The sequence below is a fragment of the Streptomyces sp. NPDC045470 genome, assembly GCF_040646595.1.
In the GTDB taxonomy this organism is placed as follows: Bacteria; Actinomycetota; Actinomycetes; order Streptomycetales; family Streptomycetaceae; genus Streptomyces.
In genome coordinates, this window is sequence record NZ_JBEZAN010000002.1 from 267,486 (window position 1) to 287,372 (window position 19,887).

General features: G+C 70.9%; 13 protein-coding genes and 1 pseudogene. 4 read left to right on the top strand and 10 right to left on the bottom strand.

Annotation, left to right across the window (positions count from 1 at the left end; all coding sequences use genetic code 11):
- Positions 1 to 46: 46 nt before the first annotated feature.
- The 4 genes from ilvN to AB0A97_RS07585 form a co-directional block, all read right to left on the bottom strand.
- Complete coding sequence (ilvN, locus tag AB0A97_RS07570; RefSeq protein WP_361145897.1) at positions 47 to 571, bottom strand: acetolactate synthase small subunit; 525 nt, start codon at positions 569 to 571, stop codon at positions 47 to 49.
- 45 nt (positions 572 to 616) lie between these two features.
- Positions 617 to 2,482 (bottom strand): acetolactate synthase large subunit, encoded by a 1,866-nt coding sequence (locus AB0A97_RS07575; protein WP_361145899.1) that lies wholly within the window; start codon positions 2,480 to 2,482, stop codon positions 617 to 619.
- A gap of 208 nt (positions 2,483 to 2,690) precedes the next feature.
- Positions 2,691 to 5,714 carry an EAL domain-containing protein gene (locus AB0A97_RS07580; protein WP_361145902.1) on the bottom strand — a complete coding sequence of 1,008 codons (3,024 nt, stop codon included), beginning with the start codon at positions 5,712 to 5,714 and terminating at the stop codon, positions 2,691 to 2,693.
- A gap of 333 nt (positions 5,715 to 6,047) precedes the next feature.
- Entirely contained in the window at positions 6,048 to 7,010 is a 963-nt protein-coding gene (locus AB0A97_RS07585; RefSeq protein ID WP_361145905.1) for a 2-hydroxyacid dehydrogenase, read from the bottom strand.
- An 87-nt stretch (positions 7,011 to 7,097) separates the two neighbouring features.
- Here AB0A97_RS07585 and AB0A97_RS07590 point away from each other — a divergent pair, with 87 nt between their 5' ends.
- The 3 genes from AB0A97_RS07590 to AB0A97_RS07600 all read left to right on the top strand — a co-directional run bounded on the left by AB0A97_RS07590 (position 7,098) and on the right by AB0A97_RS07600 (position 9,719).
- On the top strand, positions 7,098 to 8,090 hold the full coding sequence (locus tag AB0A97_RS07590; RefSeq protein ID WP_032927076.1) for an aldo/keto reductase: 993 nt from the start codon (positions 7,098 to 7,100) through the stop codon (positions 8,088 to 8,090).
- 124 nt (positions 8,091 to 8,214) lie between these two features.
- Positions 8,215 to 9,390 (top strand): PQQ-dependent sugar dehydrogenase, encoded by a 1,176-nt coding sequence (locus tag AB0A97_RS07595; RefSeq protein ID WP_361145909.1) that lies wholly within the window; start codon positions 8,215 to 8,217, stop codon positions 9,388 to 9,390.
- A 146-nt stretch (positions 9,391 to 9,536) separates the two neighbouring features.
- Positions 9,537 to 9,719: a DUF6191 domain-containing protein gene (locus AB0A97_RS07600; RefSeq protein ID WP_361145912.1), complete on the top strand. Its 183-nt coding sequence runs from the start codon at positions 9,537 to 9,539 to the stop codon at positions 9,717 to 9,719.
- A gap of 53 nt (positions 9,720 to 9,772) precedes the next feature.
- On the opposite strand, the gene AB0A97_RS07605 is transcribed toward AB0A97_RS07600, so the two are convergent.
- The 3 genes and pseudogenes from AB0A97_RS07605 to AB0A97_RS07615 form a co-directional block, all read right to left on the bottom strand.
- Positions 9,773 to 10,411, bottom strand: a complete 639-nt coding sequence (locus tag AB0A97_RS07605; protein ID WP_361145915.1) for a hypothetical protein — start codon at positions 10,409 to 10,411, stop codon at positions 9,773 to 9,775.
- A gap of 215 nt (positions 10,412 to 10,626) precedes the next feature.
- Positions 10,627 to 12,921, bottom strand: coding sequence for an MMPL family transporter (locus AB0A97_RS07610; RefSeq protein ID WP_361145918.1), 2,295 nt, complete (start codon positions 12,919 to 12,921; stop codon positions 10,627 to 10,629).
- A 255-nt stretch (positions 12,922 to 13,176) separates the two neighbouring features.
- Positions 13,177 to 15,108, bottom strand: a pseudogene (locus AB0A97_RS07615) (phosphocholine-specific phospholipase C); the annotation flags it as partial.
- A gap of 99 nt (positions 15,109 to 15,207) precedes the next feature.
- Here AB0A97_RS07615 and AB0A97_RS07620 point away from each other — a divergent pair.
- Positions 15,208 to 16,785, top strand: coding sequence for a recombinase family protein (locus tag AB0A97_RS07620; RefSeq protein WP_361145920.1), 1,578 nt, complete (start codon positions 15,208 to 15,210; stop codon positions 16,783 to 16,785).
- 775 nt (positions 16,786 to 17,560) lie between these two features.
- Here AB0A97_RS07620 and AB0A97_RS07625 read toward each other — a convergent pair.
- The 3 genes from AB0A97_RS07625 to AB0A97_RS07635 form a co-directional block, all read right to left on the bottom strand.
- Entirely contained in the window at positions 17,561 to 18,349 is a 789-nt protein-coding gene (locus tag AB0A97_RS07625) for an aminoglycoside phosphotransferase (protein WP_361145923.1), read from the bottom strand.
- A gap of 80 nt (positions 18,350 to 18,429) precedes the next feature.
- Positions 18,430 to 18,573 carry a hypothetical protein gene (locus tag AB0A97_RS07630; protein WP_361145926.1) on the bottom strand — a complete coding sequence of 48 codons (144 nt, stop codon included), beginning with the start codon at positions 18,571 to 18,573 and terminating at the stop codon, positions 18,430 to 18,432.
- 13 nt (positions 18,574 to 18,586) lie between these two features.
- Positions 18,587 to 19,690 carry a radical SAM protein gene (locus tag AB0A97_RS07635; protein ID WP_361145928.1) on the bottom strand — a complete coding sequence of 368 codons (1,104 nt, stop codon included), beginning with the start codon at positions 19,688 to 19,690 and terminating at the stop codon, positions 18,587 to 18,589.
- Positions 19,691 to 19,887: the final 197 nt, after the last annotated feature.

The following is a 19,887-nucleotide window of genomic DNA, read 5'->3' on the forward strand; positions in this document are numbered from 1 at the left end:
GGTCCGGGCGGGCCCGGGCGCGACGGTCCGGGCGGGCCCGGGCACGTCAGGCGGAGCGCTCCAGGGCCCGCAGCGAGCGGTCCGTGATGGAGCGGGCGCCGCGCCCTATGGCGATGGTGCCGGACTGCACCAACTCCTTGATGCCGAACGGCTCCAGCATCTTGAGCATCGCTTCGAGCTTGTCGCTGCTGCCGGTCGCCTCGATGGTCACCGCGTCCGGGGAGACGTCGACGGTCTTGGCGCGGAAGAGCTGGACGATCTCCACGATCTGCGAGCGGGTCTCGTTGTCGGCGCGCACCTTGGCCAGCACCAGTTCGCGCTGGACCGCGGAGCCGGGCTCCAGCTCGACGATCTTCAGCACGTTGACGAGCTTGTTGAGCTGCTTGGTGACCTGCTCCAGCGGGAGCGACTCGACGCTCACGACGATGGTGATGCGGGAGATGTCGGGGTGCTCGGTGACGCCCACGGCGAGCGAGTCGATGTTGAATCCGCGGCGGGAGAACAGGGCGGCGATCCGGGCCAGGATGCCGGGGGTGTTCTCCACCAGGACGGAGAGCGTGTGCTTGGACATGGTCGGTCTTCTCTCTTCTATCCGCGTGTCTCGCGTCCCGGCGTCTCAGTCGTCTTCGTTGTCGCCGAAGTCGGGGCGCACCCCGCGGGCGGCCATGACCTCGTCGTTGGAGGTGCCGGCCGCGACCATCGGCCAGACCTGGGCGTCCTCGTGGACGATGAAGTCCACCACCACCGGGCGGTCGTTGATCGCGTTCGCCTTGGCGATCACCGCGTCCAGCTCGGCGGGGTCCTCGCAGCGCATCGCGACGCAGCCCATCGCCTCGGCCAGCTTCACGAAGTCCGGGACACGGGTGCCGCCGCCGGCCACCTCCGCCGTGGCGAGGCAGTCCTCGGGACCGCTGTGCAGGACGGTGTTGGAGTAGCGCTGGTTGTAGAAGAGGGCCTGCCACTGGCGGACCATGCCCAGGGCGCCGTTGTTGATGATGGCGACCTTGATCGGGATGTTGTTCAGCGCGCAGGTGACCAGTTCCTGGTTGGTCATCTGGAAGCAGCCGTCGCCGTCGATCGCCCAGACCGTACGGTCCGGCCGCCCGGCCTTGGCGCCCATGGCGGCCGGGACGGCGTACCCCATCGTCCCGGCGCCGCCGGAGTTCAGCCACGTGGACGGCGTGTCGTAGTCGATGAAGTGGGCGGCCCACATCTGGTGCTGGCCGACGCCCGCCGCGTAGATCGTTCCCTCCGGGGCCAGCTCGCCCAGGCGCTGGACGACCTGCTGCGGGGCCAGGCTGCCGTTGTCGGGGTGGCCGTAGCCCAGCGGGTACGTCTCGCGCCAGCGATTGAGGTCCTTCCACCAGGCGGTGTAGTCGCCGGCGCGGCCCGCCGCGTGCTCCGCCTGGAGGGCCACGAGCAGGTCGGCGATGACCTCGCGGGCGTCGCCGACGATCGGCACGTCGGCCGCGCGGTTCTTGCCGATCTCCGCCGGGTCGATGTCGGCGTGCACGACCTTGGCGAACGGGGCGAAGGAGTCCAGCTTGCCGGTGACCCGGTCGTCGAAGCGGGCACCGAGCGCGACGATCAGGTCGGACTTCTGCAGGGCGGTGACGGCGGCGACCGCGCCGTGCATCCCGGGCATGCCGACGTGCTGCGGGTGGGTGTCGGGGAAGGAGCCGAGGGCCATCAGGGTGGTGGTGACGGGCGCGCCGGTCAGTTCGGCCAGCACCTTCAGTTCGGCGGTGGCGCCGGACTTCAGCACGCCGCCGCCGACGTACAGGACCGGGCGGCGGGCCTCGGTGATCAGCCGGGCGGCCTCGCGGATCTGCTTGGCGTGCGGCTTGGTGACCGGGCGGTAGCCGGGCAGGTCGGTGTGCGGCGGCCAGGAGAAGGTGGTCTGTGCCTGGAGGGCGTCCTTGGCGATGTCCACCAGGACCGGTCCCGGCCGCCCGGTGGAGGCGATGTGGAACGCCTCGGCGATGGTGCGGGGGATCTCGGCCGCGTCGGTGACCAGGAAGTTGTGCTTGGTGATCGGCATCGTGATGCCGCAGATGTCCGCCTCCTGGAAGGCGTCGGTGCCGATCGCCTTGGAGGCGACCTGGCCGGTGATCGCGACCATCGGCACGGAGTCCATGTGGGCGTCGGCGATGGGGGTGACGAGGTTGGTGGCACCGGGTCCCGAGGTGGCCATGCAGACGCCGACCTTGCCGGTGGCCTGCGCGTAACCGGTGGCGGCGTGGCCCGCGCCCTGCTCGTGGCGGACCAGGACGTGGCGGACCTTCGAGGAGTCCATCATCGGGTCGTACGCGGGGAGGATGGCGCCCCCCGGAATGCCGAACACGGTGTCGGCCCCGACCTCTTCGAGCGAACGGATGAGGGACTGCGCGCCCGTGACGTGCTCGACGGCGGTCGCGGCTGCTCCGCCGGAGTGACGGGCCCGCGGCTGCGGATGGTGGGCCCCGGTGGCCTGCTCGGTCATCTGCGTCTCTTCTCGAAGCTGAGGGTTTTGGTGGGGTATGGGGGTGGTTATGCAACAAAAAACCCCTCGTGCCGTGAGGCAAGCGAGGGGAGCGCGCCGGTGCGGAGCGCTGGGTGGTGTGGGTGACCCAGCTTCAGCCGACGCGCTGTCCAAGTACGAGAATTCGGGTGCGCATGGAACTGACCCTCCCCCTGCTGCCAGGGGAGTGTCAAGTGGGTGGGACGGAGGTCTCACTATTTGGGCGCAGCGGGGGGCTGGCCAGCGCTGTCTCCGCCCCGTCCCTGCCCTCACCCGGCCCGAATCGCCTGGGCAGTTCGCCCAGCACCCGTCCGGGTGACACCGGTTCGCGCCCCTTCTTGACGTGGCGCACCGGCAGGCCCGTACCGCTGAGCACCACCGCCCGGCCCTCGCTGCCCGGGCCCGGCACCGGATAGCTGCCCTGGGACAGCGCGTGGCGCAGCCGGTGCTCGTCCAGCGGCCCGGAGAAGGCCATGCCCTGGCCGTGCGTACAGCCCATGGAGCGCAGCGCGACGATCTGCTCGGGCAGGTCGACGCCGTCGGCCACGGACTGCATGCCGAGGTCGGAGGCGATCCGCAGCAGCCCCGAGGTGATCTTGTGCAGCCGGGCGGAGTCCACCACCCCGTCGACCAGGTCACGGTCCAGCCGCAGCACGTCGACGGGCAGCCGCCGCAGCGCTCCGATGGCGGCCGCGCCGCTGCCGAAGCCGTCCAGGGCGATCCGTACCCCCAGGCGGCGCAGGGCGACCAGACGGCGCTCCAGCTCCTCCAGCGGTATCCGCGGATCGGTGTCGGCCAGCTCCAGGACCAGCGAGCCGGACGGCAGGCCGTGCCGGGACAGCAGGGCCTCGATGCTCTTGGGCGGCAGCGCCCGGTCGAGCAACCGGTGCGCGGAGATCCGGACGGCCACCGGGACCGGATGGCCCGCCCGGTGCCGGCCGGCGGCCTGCTGCACCGCCTCCTCCAGTTGCCAGCGGCCCAGCTCGGCGGTGCGGTCGCCGTCCTCCTTGAGCCGGCCGCGGTCGCCGACCCGCAGGAACTCGGCGGGGGTGAAGAGTATGCCCTGGGCGGAGCGCCAGCGGGCCAGGGCGGCGACCGCCGTGATCCGGCCGCCGGCCAGCTCCACCACGGGCTGGTGCAGCAGCGCGAACTCGCCGTCGTGCAGGGCGGTGCGCAGCTTGGTGGCCAGCTCGGCGCGGTGCACCACGTCGGCCTGCATCTGTGGCGCGTACAGCTTGACGCAGCCCTTGCCGGCCTGTTTGGCGCGGTACATCGCCAGGTCGGCGTTGCGCATCAAGGGGCCGGGGGTGATGCCCGGCTCGGCGAAGGCGACACCGATGCTGGCGGCGACCCGTACGTCCCTGCCGTCGATCTTGTACGGGTCGGAGAGCCGGATGCGCAGCCGGTCGGCGACCTCCAGGATGCGGTGCTCGCGCGCCGCGTGGTCGCGGGAGCCGTCGCCCATGATCAGCGCGGCGAACTCGTCGCCGCCGAGCCGGGCGGCGGTGTCCCCGGCCCGTACGGATTCGGCCAGTCTGCGGGCGGCCTGGATCAGCAGCTCGTCCCCCGCCTGGTGCCCGATGGTGTCGTTCACCTGCTTGAAGCCGTCCAGGTCGATGTAGAGCACGGCGGTGCCCGGATCGGTGGCGCGACGGCCGGTCAGCGCCTGGCTGACCCGTTCGGTGAACAGCGCCCGGTTGGGCAGGTCGGTGAGCGCGTCGTGCGAGGCGTTGTGCTGCAACTGGGCCTGGAGGCGGACGCGTTCGGTGACGTCACGGGAGTTGAAGATGAGGCCGCCGTGGTGGCGGTTGACCGTGGACTCGACGTTGAGCCACTTCTCGCCGCCCGCACGGTGTTCGCCCGCGCGGAAGCGGCACTCGATCCGGGTGGTCGGCTCGTCCTCGGGCCGGGCGGCGAGGAATCTGCGCACCTCGTGCACCACGCGCCCCAGGTCCTCGGGATGGATGAGGGAGGCCAGCTCGGAGCCGACCAGTTCCTCCGCGTCCCGGCCGTAGACCCCCGCGGCGGCGGGGCTGACATAGCGCAGTATCCCGGTCGGTGCGGCGATCATGATGACGTCGCTGGAGCCCTGCACCAGCGACCGGAAGTGGTTCTCCTTCTGGGCCAGTTCCTGCGTGAGGGTGATGTTGTCGAGCAGCATGATGCCCTGGCGGACGACCAGGGCGAGGACGACCGTGCAGCCGGTGAAGAGCACCACGCGGTCGATGCGGCGGCCGTCCAGGACGTTGTACAGGATGCCCAGCGTGCAGACGGCGGCGGCCAGGTACGGGGTGAGCGCGGCCAGCGAACCCGCGATGGGCCGGGTGGCCGCCGCGGCGGCCGCGGAGGTGCCCGTGGCCGGCGGGGTGCGGGGTGCGGCGCGCCCGGGAGCGGCGGCCGCGGTGTCGCCGCCGGGCAGCCGCCGGGCCACCCAGGGCGCGTACGTGAGCAGCATCGAGCCGGCGAACCAGCCGGCGTCCAGGATCTGACCGGAGCGGTAGTGCTCGCGCAGCAGCGGCGAGCTGAACAGCGCGTCGCACAGCACCGTCAGGGCCAGTGCCGCGATGGCGGTGTTGATGGCCGAGCGGTGCGCCGAGGAGCGCTTGAAGTGCAGGGCGAGCACCATGCTCACCAGCACGATGTCCAGCAGCGGGTAGGCCAGCGCGAGCGCGCCCTGCGGCACGCTCTGGCCCTGGAAGTGCGCGGTGTGCGCGAGCGCCAGGCTCCAGGAGAGCGTCAGCAGCGAACCGCCGATCAGCCAGGCGTCCAGCCCCAGGCACACCCAGCCGGCCTTGGAGACGGGCCTCTTGGCGAGCACGAGCAGGCCGACGATGGCCGGTGGCGCGAAGAGCAGGAAGCAGAAGTCGGCGAGCGACGGGCTCGGCACCGGCTCGCGCAGCACGACCTCGTACCAGCCCCAGACGCCGTTGCCGATCCCCGCCATCGTGGAGGAGGCGGCGAACAGCAGCCAGGCGGGTCGAAACCGGCCGTGGTGCCTGCGGGCGTACAGGAAGCAGGAGACGGCCGCCGCGAAGGCGGCCACGCTGAGGCCGAAGTCGCCCATGAAGAGCGCGAGTTCGGGAGAGCCCCAGCCCAGTGCGGCACCCACGGCGTAACCGCCGCAGACGACCGCGAGCACGACCTGCGGGACCACGCCCGGTGCGCCGCCGGCCTGCACCGGCGGCCGGGTGAGGACCGCGCCCGTGGCGCTCACCGCCCTCTCCTCCCGCCCGCCGCGCGACATCGTCGCGACCGGTGCGCGCACGGCGCCCGGCGCGCCCATGGGCCCGGAGGTGTCCCCCCGGGGGATTGCGGAGTGCCTGTCCCGTGCATCGTCCATCGGCCGTACATCGCCCGTCGCCCCCCTCGGTTCCGGTCTTTCGCGCTGCGCCGTATCACTGCCCGGCGCGGTCCCCGCTCGGACGATACACCAGTTTCGTCACTCAGGGACATAGCTTCTCTACGCAGCGTGACTGTCCATGGGATGCGGATACCCAGTGCAGTCGTACGGCCCCGTAGAGCTACCCGCAAGGGGTCCGGGAAGGTTTCACCCGGCCGTAGCCACGACGTTGCACAGAGGATCACCGGAGGCGAAACGTGTCAGCTGGTCCCTGATGAGGCGCTTGGCGCGGGGCAGGAAGGCAGAGCTGGGGCCTCCGACATGGGGAGTGACGAGCACGCCGGGAGCGTGCCACAGCGGGTGCCCGGCGGGCAGCGGTTCCGGATCGGTGACGTCCAGGGCCGCCCGCAACCGCCCCGATTCGAGTTCGGCGAGAAGTGCCTTCGTGTTGACGACGGCGCCGCGCGCCACGTTCACCAGCAGCGCGCCGTCCTTCATGCGGGCCAGGAAGTCGCTCCCGACCAGACCGCGGGTGGCGTCGGTGAGCGGCGTGGCGATGATCACGACGTCCGCCCCGGGCAGCTCGGCGGGCAGTTCGGCGAGCGGAAGCACGGGCCCGCGCACGGTCTCACGTGCGGTGCGCGCAATGCGCGCCACCCGCGCACACTCGAAGGGCGTGAGCCGGTCCTCGATCGCACTGCCGATCGATCCGTACCCCACGATGAGCACCGTCTTGTCGGCGAGGGCGGGCCGGAATCCGTTGAGCCACCGGCCCTCGTCCTGGCCCCGGACGAATTCCGGTATGCCGCGCAGCGAGGCGAGCGTCAGGGTGAGCGCGAGCTCGGCCGTACTGGCGTCGTGCAGCCCGCGGGCGTTGCACAGATGGGTCCCGGGCGGCAGCCGGGGCAGGGCGGGCAGCATGTGCTCGATGCCGGCGGTCAGGGTCTGCACGGCGCGCAGCCCGGTCATCTCCGTCAGCGGGCGTATGCACACCTGCGGATCCTTCATGTACGGGACCACGTAGAAGGCGCAGCGGGCGGGGTCCGCGGGGAACTCCGGTCCGGCGTCCCAATGGACGTAGTCGAAGCCGTCCGGCAGTCCGCCGACGTCGTCGGCGGGGATCGGGAGCCATACGTCGTTCGCGGCGGTGCGCGGGTCTGCTGATGCCATGGCCAGAGGCTATGCGATGCCCTTCGGGCTCAGACGTTAGTTTGGTCAGGCCCTTGATCGGGGGCGAGGGGATGGAGGCACGACCACGTGGAGCGCAGGACAATCGGGGCTACAGCGCTCGAAGTGGGTGCAATCGGACTCGGCTGTATGCCGATGAGCTGGGGATACACCGAGTCGCAGCGCAACGGCGAGAGCTCGCTGCGCACCGTGCACACCGCGCTCGACCAGGGCTGCACCCTGCTCGACACCGCCGACATGTACGGGCCGTTCACCAATGAACTGCTGGTCGGGCGGGCCCTGAAGGAGCGCCGCGCGGAAGCCTTCGTGTCGACCAAGGTCGGGCTGCTGGTGGGCGAGCAGCACATCGTCGCCAACGGGCGGCCCGGCTACGTGAGACGGGCGTGCGACGCCTCGCTGCGCCGCCTGCAGACCGACTGCATCGACCTGTACCAACTGCACCGCACCGATCCCGAGGTACCGATCGAGGAGACCTGGGGCGCGATGGCGGGACTGGTGGCCGCCGGGAAGGTGCGGTCGCTGGGGCTGTGCGCGGTGGGCGCGCGCGCCGGCCGCCGCCGGGGCACGCGGCTGTACGACGGGACGCTGCGGCAACTGGAACGCATCCAGCAGGTGTTCCCGGTCAGCAGCGTGCAGGCCGAGCTGTCGGTGTGGTCGAAGGAGGCACTGGAGACGCTGCTGCCGTGGTGCGTCACGCGCGGCGTCGGGTTCCTCGCGGCCATGCCGCTGGGCAACGGTTTCCTCACCGGCACGCTGACCCCGGGGCAGGGCTTCGAACCGGAGGACATACGGGCCCGGCACCCGCGCTTCACGGCCGAGATGATGGCCGCCAACCAGCCGGTGGTGGCCGGGCTGCGCCGGGTGGGCGCGCGGCACGGGGCCACGCCGGGGCAGGTGGCGCTGGCATGGGTACTGGCGCAGGGGCCGCACGTCGTGCCCGTACCGGGGACGAAGAAGGAACGCTGGGCCGCCGAGAACGCGGCGGCGGCCGGGCTGACACTGGACCGCCGGGACCTCGCGGAGATCGCCGCGCTGCCGCCGGCTCGGGGGTCGTGGGACTGACCGCCACGCGCGCCGGGCGGGGCGCGCGTGACGGTCCGGGCCGGGCGGCGCCGGAGTGGGGGCCTGACTTGAGGGGTGCGGTGTGGTGTCGTAAGGCGGGTTCCGTCGACGAGAGGACTTCGCCGTGCAACGACGCTCCGTGACCTCCGTGTTGGCCGCTGCCTCGCTGCTGCTGGCGGCGGGGTGTTCCTCCGGGGGCGCCCCCGGTCCGGCCGGCTCGCTCGCCGCTTCGTCCGCCGCCCCGTCCGGCGCCGCGTCCCCGGGCGGCACCCCGGCCTCCCCGTCCGCCCCGGCGCCGCCCGCCAAGGGCTCGGTGAAGGTCGTCAGCACCCTGACCACCGGTCTCACCTCACCCTGGGGAGTGGCCGCGCTGCCCGGAGGTGACCTGCTGGTGTCCTCGCGCGACACCGGGAAGATCTTCCGGGTGGCGGCGGACGGCGGCCGGAAGACCGAGCTGGGCACGGTGCCGGGGGTCGCGCCGGGCGGCGAGGGCGGGCTGCTGGGGATCGCGGTGGCGCCGTCGTTCGGCCGGTCCCCTCAGGTGTACGCGTACTTCACCACCGAGTCCGACAACCGCATCGCCCGGCTGAACTACGACGCGAAGAAGCAGCCCGGCAGTCAACTGGGCGCCCCCGACACGGTCCTGAAGGGCATTCCCAAGGGGCAGATCCACAACGGCGGCCGGATCGCGTTCGGCCCGGACAAGATGCTGTACGCGGGCACCGGCGAGACCGGCGACACCGGCCTCGCCCAGGACCGGACGTCGCTGGGCGGCAAGATCCTGCGCATGACACCGGACGGCGAGCCGGTGCACGGCAACCCGGACGCCGACTCGGTGGTGTACACGTACGGACACCGCAATGTGCAGGGCCTGGCCTGGGACGGCGAGGGGCGGCTGTGGGCCGCCGAGTTCGGGCAGAACACCTGGGACGAACTGAACCTGATCGAGCCGGGCAGGAACTACGGCTGGCCCGAGGTCGAGGGCAAGGGCCGGGGTGACGCCCGGTTCGTGGACCCGGTGGCCCAGTGGAAGACGGCGGACGCCTCGCCGAGCGGCATCGCGATCGCCGGGGGCTCGGTCTGGATGGCGGGGCTGCGCGGCGAACGGCTGTGGCGGATCCCGCTCGCCGGGCGGCAGGCGTCGGCGCCGCCGCAGGCGTTCCTCCAGGGCGAGTACGGGCGGCTGCGTACGGTCGTGACGGCCCAGGACGGCGGGGTGTGGCTGGTCACCGGCAACACCGACGGGCGCGGGGAGCCGAAGCAGGGTGACGACCGGATCCTGCGGCTGGACGTGCGCTGACGGGAGGAACGGGAACGGGCCCGCACAGGTACGGGCAGGTACGGGCAGGTACAGACAGGACAGGTGCGGCGGCCGGGGCCGCCCGTTTCCGCTTCGTTGGTGCCTACACTCGTCGTACGGAGCCGTCCGCGTCGTCAGGAGGCCAGATGTTCAACCTGGTGGAGGAGTTGTTCGCGCCGGGACGCAAGCACACCGACGAGGAACAGCGACGGCTGACCCTGGTGGTCACCGACACCGGCGACAGTGATCCCGGCAAGGGACCGATAGACCTGTCCTCGGGCAAGGTCACCGTCCGCCTGCCGGAGCAGGAGCCGCCGCGGCACACCTGAGGGCGGGTGTGCCGGACCCACGGCCCCGGCACACCCGCCTCGTGCACGGCCCCTCAGGAACCAGGCGTGCCGGCTCCGGCCTTGGGCAGCGAGGGCAGGCTGGCGAAGAGGTCGAAGTACATGCCCGCGGAGACGATGAGCCCCAGGACGCCGAGGGCGAGTCCGCCCCAGGCCACGGCCCGTACCCAGGTCGGGCGGGGCCGGGTGAGGACCAGGCCCGCGACGACGACGGCGAGCAGCGCGAAGATCGCGTTGACGAGGGCGTGGGTGTGCCAGGGGGCGCCGTAGACGGTGCCGATCTGGTCGGTGGCCTTGCCGGTCTGCAGCTTGATCTGGCCGAGCAGCGTCTGGCGCTCGGCCAGCACCGTGCCGACCCAGGTGCCGGTGAGCGAGGCGAGCCCCAGTCCCGCGGCGACGACGGAGCCGGCGCCGGACGCCACCGAAGCGGTCGCGGTGGTGGCGGCGGGCGTCGCGTCGGCGTCCGCGGTCTCCTCCTCGTCCGCCCCGTCCTCCCCGTCCGCCCCGCGCTGCTCGTCGGCGCCCGCGCCGCGCGGGGTGTCCGCGCCGGACGGCTTCTTCCCGTCCGCCTCGGTGGCCTCGGACGCCCCTTCGGCCTCCGTCGTCCCGGTGGCCGCCTTGGCCTCGTCGGCCTTCGTGTCGTCGGTGCGGTCTTCGGTCTTGGTGGTGTCCATGGGCGCGACCGTAGGTGCCGGATCTGAGAGACGTATGAGAATCCCCGGGGCGCACGGGGAACCGGCCACGGCAGCGGGCACAAGGGCCGTACGGTACGTACGGGAACGACCGGAACGTAGGGGGACGGCCGGGCTGTACGGGACCGCCCGGCCATACGGAGACGGCCGGACCGCCCCCCTTTCCCCGGCCGCGGCCCCTCCCCCTCGGGACGGCGCTACTTCCGTACCAGCCCTTCGTCACCCCGCCGCGGCCCCGGCACCGCAACCGGAACCGGAACCGGAATCACCGGCGCGCCGTCCGCCCCCGGCGCCGCCGGGCCCGCGCCCGAACCGGTACCCGCACCCGATCCGGTACCTGCCCCCGCCTCCGCCGGCGGCTCGATGCTGATCCGCGGCAGCCGCCGCTCCAGCCACCCCGGCAGCCACCAGTTCGCGCCACCGAGCAGGTGCATCAGGGCGGGCACGAGCAGGGTGCGCAGTACGAAGGCGTCCAGCGCGACGGCGGCCGCCAGGCCGATGCCGAACATCGCGATGATGCGGTCGCCGCTGAGCACGAACGCCGCGAACACCGCGATCATGATGACGGCCGCCGAGTTGATGACCCGGCCGGTCTCGGCGAGTCCGACGCGGACCGCGCGGCGGTTGTCGCGGGTCAGCCGCCATTCCTCGTACATCCGGCTGACCAGGAAGACCTGGTAGTCCATGGACAGCCCGAAGAGGACCGAGACCATGATCACGGGCAGGAAGGGCTCGATCGGGCCCGCGCTGCCCAGCCCGAGCAGTTCGCTCCCCCACCCCCACTGGAAGATCGCGACCACGATCCCGAAGGAGGAGGCGACGGCCGCGATGTTCATCGCGGCGGCCTTCAGTGGTATGCCGATGCTGCGGAACGCGAGGAGCAGCAGGACGCAGCCCAGGCCGATGACGACGCCGACGAAGAGCGGCAGCTTGCCGACGATCACGGAGGCGAAGTCGTCGTAGCTGGCCGTCACCCCTCCGACATGGACCTTCATGCTGGTGCCCTCCCCGGCCTTCGGCAGGACGTCGGCGCGCAGCCGTTCCACCAGGTCGGAGGTCTGGCGGGACTGCGGGGAGCCGTCCGGTACGACGGTGATCACACCCGTGCTGCCGCTGCCGTCGAACTCCGGTCCCCGTACCTGTGCCACGCCCGGTGTGCCGCGCAGTTCGTCCGGCAGCCGGTCGAAGGCGAGCCGGTCCTTGGCCCCGTCGAGGTCGCCGACCAGGGTCAGCGGCCCGTTGGAGCCCGGCCCGAAGCCCTCGCCGAGCAGGTCGTACGCCTGCCGGGTGGTGCTCGTCGCGGGGTTGTTGCCCTGGTCGGAGGTGCCCAGATGCAGGGACAGGGTGGGCAGCGCGAGGATCAGCATGACGACGGCCGCGGCCGCGCCCAGCAGCTTGGGGTGGCGCTCCACGAAGCCGGACCACCAGGCCGCGAAGCCGGCCGGCGGCTCCGGGCGGGGTCCGTCGGCGGCCAGTTGCCGCCGTTCGCGCCGGCTCAGCGCCCGCGGTCCGATGACGCCGAGCAGGGCCGGGAGCAGGGTGACGGAGGCGGCGACGGTGAGGACGACGGTCAGCGAGGCGGCGATGGCGACGCCGTTGAGGAAGCCCAGCCGCAGGACGAGCATCCCGAGCAGGGCGATGCAGACGGTGGCCCCGGCGAAGACCACCGCGCGCCCCGACACACTGACCGCGCGCTCGGCGGCCTGCGGGACGGTGAGGCCGGATTTCAGCCCTCTGCGGTGCCGGGTGACGATGAAAAGCGCGTAGTCGATGCCGACACCGAGGCCGATGAGCATGCCCAGCATCGGGGCGAAGTCGGCCACCGTCATCGCGTGGCCGAGCAGGGTGATGCCGGCGGAGGCGGTGCCGACGCTCACCACCGCCGTGACGAGCGGCAGGAGCGTGGCGGCGAGCGAGCCGAAGGCGAGGAAGAGGACAACGGCGGCGGCGCCGAGCCCGATCAGTTCGGCGAGCTGGGCGTCCGACGACTCGGTGACGGCGATGCCGGCGCCGCCCAGCTCCACCTGGAGTCCGTCGGCCGCGGCGGTCCTGGCGGTGTCCACGACGCGCTGGACCTGGGCCTTGTCCAGGTCCTCGGCGGGCGCGTCGAAGGCGAGGTCGGCGTAGGCGGTGTGCCCGTCCTCGCTGATCTGCCCGGCGCCCTGCGGTCCGTACGGGCTCTGTACGGACGCGACGCCGGGCAGTGCGGCGATCTTGTCGAGGGTCTGCTGAAGGTCCTTCCGCACGGCGCCCGCGCGTACGGTGCCGGACTCCGTGTGCCACACGATCGTGTCGCGGTCACCGGAGCGCTCCGGGAAGGCCCGCTCCAGCAGGGCTCCGGCCTGCCCCGATTCCGTACCGGGGACGTCGTAGTGGTCGGAGTAGGCGGAGCCGGCGGCTCCGGCGGCCGCGGTGGCTCCCGCGAAGGCGGCGAGCCAGAGCACGATCACGACGATGCGGCGCCGCAGGCACCACCGGGTCAGTGCGGTCATCAAGCTCTTCGTCTGCTTCCCGGGTCAGGCGCCGATGTCTCCCGGGATGTACCCGTGGTGCCGAACGCGTAAGGGAGGGGGAAGCACGGGACCACCGCCTGCCGACGAAGGGGCGGCGGGCCCGTACCTCTTGCAGAGTGACAGCAGGAAAAGATCCTTTGACCCTTTTGTGGAGTTCCCCACAAAGGGAACGGGAAGCGGAACCCGGCCCGAGCACGAGGCGACCGGAAGACGGCCGGTTCCGCGCGCCTCAGGTCAGCCGGTGACCGACTCCTTCCCGTTCTCGATGTGCCCCATGAAGCGGCGGTGGAAGGACGCGTCCTGTGCGACGGACAGGTCCAGGTCGTACCAGCCGTGCGCCGCTGCCGCGGAGTGCGCGACGGTACGGGTGCTGCCGGCCCGCACCCTGATCTCGCGCGTCTTGGTGTCGCCGTACGCCAGCGGCTTCAGGGTGAAGGTGAGGTCGGCGCGTCCCTGGTTGACGAGCGTGAGGTGCAGTTCACGCCGGTGCGCGTCCAGGCGGGTGCCGATCCGGACCGCAGCGGCCGCGCCCGCGGCGGTGCCCGCGTGCTCGCGCCGGAACCCGTTGGGGCCCGTGACGGTGAAGCGGTACGCGCCGTCCTTGACGGGCACCTCCCAGTCGGCCCGGCCCAGCACGTCACGGTGCTGCGGCGTGCCGTACTCCCCCGCGTACGGATACAGCGCGAAGTGCGCGCTCGCCCGGCCCCCGTTGCGCACCGCGAGCCGGAAGCACCCCGCCCGCGCGTCGTACGCGCCGTCGGCGTCGGGCTGGTACGGCAGCGGGCGCGCGGGCCGGGTGCCCGGCTCCTGGCGCGGGAGCCGCTGCTCGCGCGGCGGGCGCGGCGCCCAGCGTCCGCCGAACGGCGGGATCGCGCCGGGCCGCTCCACGGCGGGCTGCCTGCGCCCGCGCGAGAAGTCGAAAGCGGTGGTCAGGTCGCCGCAGACGGTACGCCGCCAGGCGCTGATGTGGGGCTCCCGCACGCCCGTCCAGCGCTCCAGGAAGCGGACGATCGAGGTGTGGTCGAAGACCTGCGAGCAGGCGTAGCCGCCCACCGACCAGGGCGAGATCACCAGCATCGGCACGCGCATCCCGAGCCCGGTCGGCTTGCCGTCCCAGAACTCGCCCTCCGTGCCGGCCGGCGGCACCGGCGGCGGCACATGGTCGAAAAATCCGTCGTTCTCGTCGTACGTCAGGAAGAGCGCGGTGTGCCGCCACACGTCCGGGTTCTTCCCGAGCGCGTCCAGCACCTTGTAGACGATGGTGGCGCTGGCGACCGGCGAGGACGAGCCGGGATGCTCGGAGTCCGCCGCGGACGGGACGATGTAGGACACCTCGGGCAGCTTGCCCGCGGCGACGTCGGCGGCGAAGGCGGTGGCCGTGGAGTCCGGCTCGCCGCGGCGCAGCGCGCGCTCGAAGAGACTGCGGTCGGCCGCGCTCAGCGCCCGTACGCCTTCCTCCAGCAGCCCCTGCAAGCGCTTGCGTTCCGCCTCGCCGGCCGCGGCGACCTTCCCGTAGAACGCGGTCATGTTCTGCACGCCGCCGCCCACCTTGGCCAGCGCCTTCTTCATGACCGCCTTGAAGGTCGCGTAGAACTCCAGGTTGTTGTCGGTGAAGTTGTCCCACTCCTGGTAGACGCGCCAGCTTCGCCCGGCCTTCTCCAGGCGCTCGGCGTACGTGGGCCAGGTGTAACCCGTGTGGGTGTCCTCCGCGTACGCGTCGTTGCCCACCGCGCGCTTGCCGGAGCCCGGCTCGAAGCCGGTCCAGCCACTGACCAGGTGGTTGCGGTTGGGGCTGGTGGAGGAGTGGATCGAGGAGTGGTACGCGTCGCAGACGGTGAAGGTGTCGGCCAGCTCGTAGTGCAGCGGTACGTCCTGGCGGTCGTAGTGGGCCATGGTGGCGGCCGTCTTCGCGGTGACCCAGTTGTCCATCCACCCGTCGCGCCACGCCTTGGCGCCGCCGGCCCACTCGTGGTTGAGCGCCCCGATGTACTGGAGGTCCTTCTTCTGAGCCACCGCGGCCTCCCGGACGGAGAACGGCAGGACGGTGCCGACGCCGAGCGCGCCCGGCTGCTCGAAGACGCTCCGGTCGCCGCCGGGCAGCCGCACGGCGTTGCGGTCGCCGTAGCCGCGTACGCCGCGCAGCATCCCGAAGTAGTGGTCGAAGGATGGGCGAAGCCTCCTGTAGGTCCCGTCTGACCTGGGAAAACGTCTGTAACGGACGCCAGTGCATGGACGGGATGGCCCCCATCTGTAGGAGCACCGACCATGAGCACTGCCCCGGCCACCTTCCTGACGGACCCGACGAAGCTGGTTGACCTCTACTGCCGCAAGTCCAAGGAACTAGGAGAGGACGACCCCCGCCGGGAGCTGTCCACCGATTCCCAGGAGATGCAGGGACGGCGGTGGGCGGCCCGGGAGGGGCTGACCGTCCGCAAGGTGTGGACGGACATCGCGAGCGGCTTTGACGAGAAAGCCAAGCGGACCGACTTCGACGGGGCCCTGGCTGCCCTGGCGGCCGGGGAAACGGGCACCCTGTGGTGTTTCACCCTGGACCGGTTCAGCCGCAAAGGCGCCGAAGACCTGTTGAAGGTCATCGGCAAGTCCCGGGTGTTCTTCGACCTGGAGCACCTGGACTCCATGAACCCGTTCGACCGGGAGCGGATCATCACGGAGGCGGAGCGGGCCCGGTCGTTCTCCATGCGCCTGTCTGCCAACGTGCGCCGTACCAAGGACTTCCAGCGGGAACACGGTCAGTGGGTGTCCGGACGCCCGCCCTATGGGCTGAAGGTCGGTGAGGGGCGGAAGCTGGTCGCCGACGACACCCCGGCCGGGGGTGGCTTCACCAAGGGGAAGGCTGCCGCCCTGGCGCTGGAGAAGCTGGCCGCCGGGTCATCCGGTCCGGACGTGGTGCGGATGCTGGACGGTCACGGGATAGCGGGGCCGACCGGCAAGGGCTGGGCTCTTTCGACGCTGCACGCCATGACCCGGCACCCAACGTACGCGGGGTGGCAGATAGCCAAGGTGGCCCAGCCGTCCGGCCGGGTGCGCGTGCCGTACCTGAACAAGGACGGCAAGCGGGTCCGCGTCGGTGTTGCGCTGGTCTCGGACGACGTGCTCCGCCGCGCCCAAGCGTCCTTGGCGGGGAAGAGCGTGTTCCCGGCCCCGGCAGGCAGTACCAAGGCACAGCATCTGTTGACTGATCTCCTGCGGTGCGGAGGTTGTGGCCGGTCCATGTCCAGGGTGGGCCGGGCGTACGCGTGCTGGGCCCGGTCGCAAGGGTCGATCTGCCCAGCCCCAGCGTCGGTGTCCATGGCGGCCGTGGAGCGCTACGTGACGTTCTTGTGGGTGGAGCGCATCAGTACGGCCCGTGTGGACGACCTGGTGTTGCACGCGGTGGCGGAGCGCTGGGCGGCTCTGAAGAACCCGGAGAGCACTGAAGCGGAGCGGGAGGCCAGGGCCGCCCTGGCGGCTGCCGAAAAGCGTCTGCGGCGTCTCCAGGAAGATCGTCAGAACGGGCTTTACGACGATCCGGAAATGGCCCGCCTGTACCCGGCTTCCCTGCGGGAGGAGACGGCCCGCGTTGCGGAGGCACGCAAGCGCGCGGAGCCGTTCACGAAGCGCAAGTTGGACGTGGGCCTGGCGGCGGACTGGGACGCGTTGAACGACTCGTTCAAGCGGGCGGGGCTGGAGACGAAGCGGGACCTTATCCGTCTTGCCTTTGATCACGTGGTTGTCCGTAAGGCGCCGCACCAGGGGGCCAAGTTCGACGGTGCCGCTCGTTGCCGTGTTACCTGGGCCACCCTTGAAACAAACGAAGACGTGAGCGTTCAGCTTGCCGCCTAGAGCTGTTCTACCGCAGGGCCCGCCTTCCTCTGGGAGGGCGGGCCCGTTGCGTTACGCGGCTTGGTACGGAACTGGGTATCCGTCGCGTAGCAGGAGGGAGAGGGGCCGGGTGGGGAGGTCTTCTTCTACTGACCCTTCGGGGATGACTACGTACTGGTGGCCCTGGTGGGTCCAGCGGGCAGTGTGCTGGGGGTATCCCCAGGGCCAGCCTTTGCCGGTGTCTTCGTCGTCTGCCCGGACCCAGACACGGCCGTTTGCGTCCAGTACCCAGTCGCCTGCCTGCCAGGTTTCGACCCCGTTCACGCCGTTCTCCCACTCCCCTTGTGCTAGGTAGTGCGCGCCGCGTTTCGGTGCGCTCTGCCTAGATCATTGCATTTGCCACTGACAGTCAGCCTGGGTTTTTGCCCGGGGTCGGCATGGTGGGTGCGGATTCAGGCTGGACTTTGCTGCCTTAGTTCCCCAGAAAGCGTCTGCGCCCGCTTACGACGTGCTTAGCTACTTGCTTCCGGGTGCGGGGCCATTGATCGAGTAAGGCAAGTCCTTCTTTCCGCCATGCCTTCACGGGGGCTTCGTCTACTCCCTGGTTTAGGGCTCTCCAGGCCACTCCCATGATCAGGTTGCGAGCATCGATCTTCGTCGCGTTGCTGAGGGCCCGTACTTCATCCTTCGTGTCATTCACGGTTCCAACGGTACGGACTAGCACTGACAACGCATGTGGGCAGCAGAGTTCCCCCAGCACCGTGGCGGTGGGTGAGACGGATGAGTGGCTGTTGCGCTAGTCGTTGCGGTGCCGCTCCCAGGCTGTGGCCGCTGCTTCCATCCGCTGTGTCCATGCGTTCGGGCTCTGCCTTGCAATCTCCTGCCACAGCCGGGCGCTGGCCTGAGAGAACGCGTCCACGGCCTCTCGCGGTGCCGCTGTCCATGCCGGCACGTCGGCGACCCAGCGTTCGGCTTGGTCGGGCATGTGCCCACCAGCAATGAGCCAAATGGTCCACAGGGCCGGGTCGATCCATCCGGCTCCGCGGGAGGCCCAGGCCCAGTCCACCAGGCATACGCGGTCGTGGTCCACGAGCACATTGGTGTTGTTCCAGTCGGTGTGTAGTAGCGCGTCTCCCGCGAACAGCTCTGGATGGCCGGTGTAGGCGGTCATCCGGTCCGGCATGGTCTTGATGGGCAGGTCCGGGCACGGCACCTGTCCAAGGCGCCGGAGCGTGGCCGCCACCAGCGGCACGTCCGGGGAGCCGGGGGCGTAGTCGGCGTGGTGACCGTCCGCGTACTCGAACCCTAGGAGGTCCCACCCGATGGGCTGGAGACGCCAGAGCAAGCGCGGCGCGATGCCCTGGACGTGCGGGTTGATGTCTGCCTCGCGCTGTTGAGTCCAGACGCGGGGGTGATCGGCGCGCAGGCCCTTGACGAAGACGAGCCCGTGTTCGGTGTGGATGCGGGCGGCAATTTCACTATTGAACCCGGAGGTCAGTGGTTCTGCCTTCAGCACCGGGCCAGTGGCCTCCGCGATGGCGGCCAGTACATCGGAGGGTACGTCGTTGAGGCGATCAGTCGGCATGCTGGGAGCCTGCCACGGAACGGCACAAGGCCGTGGCGGGCGCCACGGCCTTGGCTTACTCGGTCATCCGGTACGGATGGTTACTGATACGGGTTGTCGTCCCCACACCCCGGCTGGGCGTCGGCGGTGTGCGTCTCCACGTCTTCGATCACGGTCACTTCGTCGGGGTCCATGGGAGCGGCGACGACGCGTGTCGGTGCCAGTTCGACCACGACAGCAGTCATGGTGCAGCCTCCTTCAGGCGTTCTGACAGTAGGTGTGCGGTGGTGCCTTCGCCGTTTGGAGGAGCTTGGCCATCGGTCGGCATACCCGGCATGTGCCGGATAGCTTGCAGCCGCTGCACCCTCCGGTGCGAAGCATGAGGGAATCGGCGATCGATCCAAGGCGCGCGAGCCCGGTCAGTCCTTCGGTGGGGATGTCGATGGACGGTTCGCGGCCCACTTTGCAGATGGATGCACGGCCGTGCGGATCGACGTGGAAGAACGTGCGGCCGGCCGGGCAGCCGGTGAACGGTTTCCGGTGGGTCAGGTACTCCGGAGACTGGGAGGGCAAGGGTTCTGCGCCGCCGTGGATGGTCGGGGAGATGGTGGCGTACTGCCGACGGGGCAGGCCGAGCCGATCTGCCCAGGCTTGCATGGCGTCGGCTTCGTGGGCGGAGCGGTTGGTGATGATCAGGCTGAGGTCTATGTTCACCCCAGCTTCAACCGCCGCTTGCAGGCCCTTTGCGAACCGCTGGAAGGCGCCTCGACGCCGTGTTACTGCGTCGTATGTCTCCGCGGTCGCGCCGTAGACGCTCAGGGACATCTTGGTGGGCGGGTACGTGGTCAGTAGGTCCAGGATTCGGGGCTTGGAGAGCTGGGAGCCGTTGGACAGCAGCTCTACCTGCATCCCCAGTTCGTGGGCCAGCCGGTAGGCGGCGGGGAACGCGGGGTCGATGAGGGGTTCGCCTCCGGTGATCTGTAGCCATATCACTCCGGCGTCGCGCATCACGTGGAGCAGGTGGTCTTTGCCGTCCCAGCTCAGGCTGTCGAACCGCTTCTGGCCGAGGTAGCAGTGTTCACAGTCGAAGTCGCATCCGAGGTTGATTTCCCAGGTGGCGCGGCTGAACTCGAACGGGCCTCGTGCCCGGATGAGTACGGCGGTATCGGCTGTGCGATCGGCTGTGTCCACTCCCCACGCCCGGAGTGCCACGTCCGCCAGCCAGCCAGGCAGATGACGCCCCGTGGCGACGGCGTGTTCAAGGTCGGCGTACCTTGCGGCGCCGATCTTGACCGCGCGTTGGCTGCCGGGCCGGAGGATGAGGTGGTGGTCTTGGAACGGAGCGGCAATCAGATCGTGCATGGGAGCCTCCAGGGAAAGCCTGGGTGCGGTTGCCCGGACCCGCCCGGCCGTTGGGCTCCATGCTCGTGGAGTTGCGGCCGGAACGGTCGTTCTCTTCCGGGGTGCCGGGTCTGCGGTGGAACCCGGCACCCCCTTGCCCCTGCCGTGCGCGTCCGCGCGGCGCCCTTGCGGGCCGGCGGGACGGGAGGGAGCTGTAC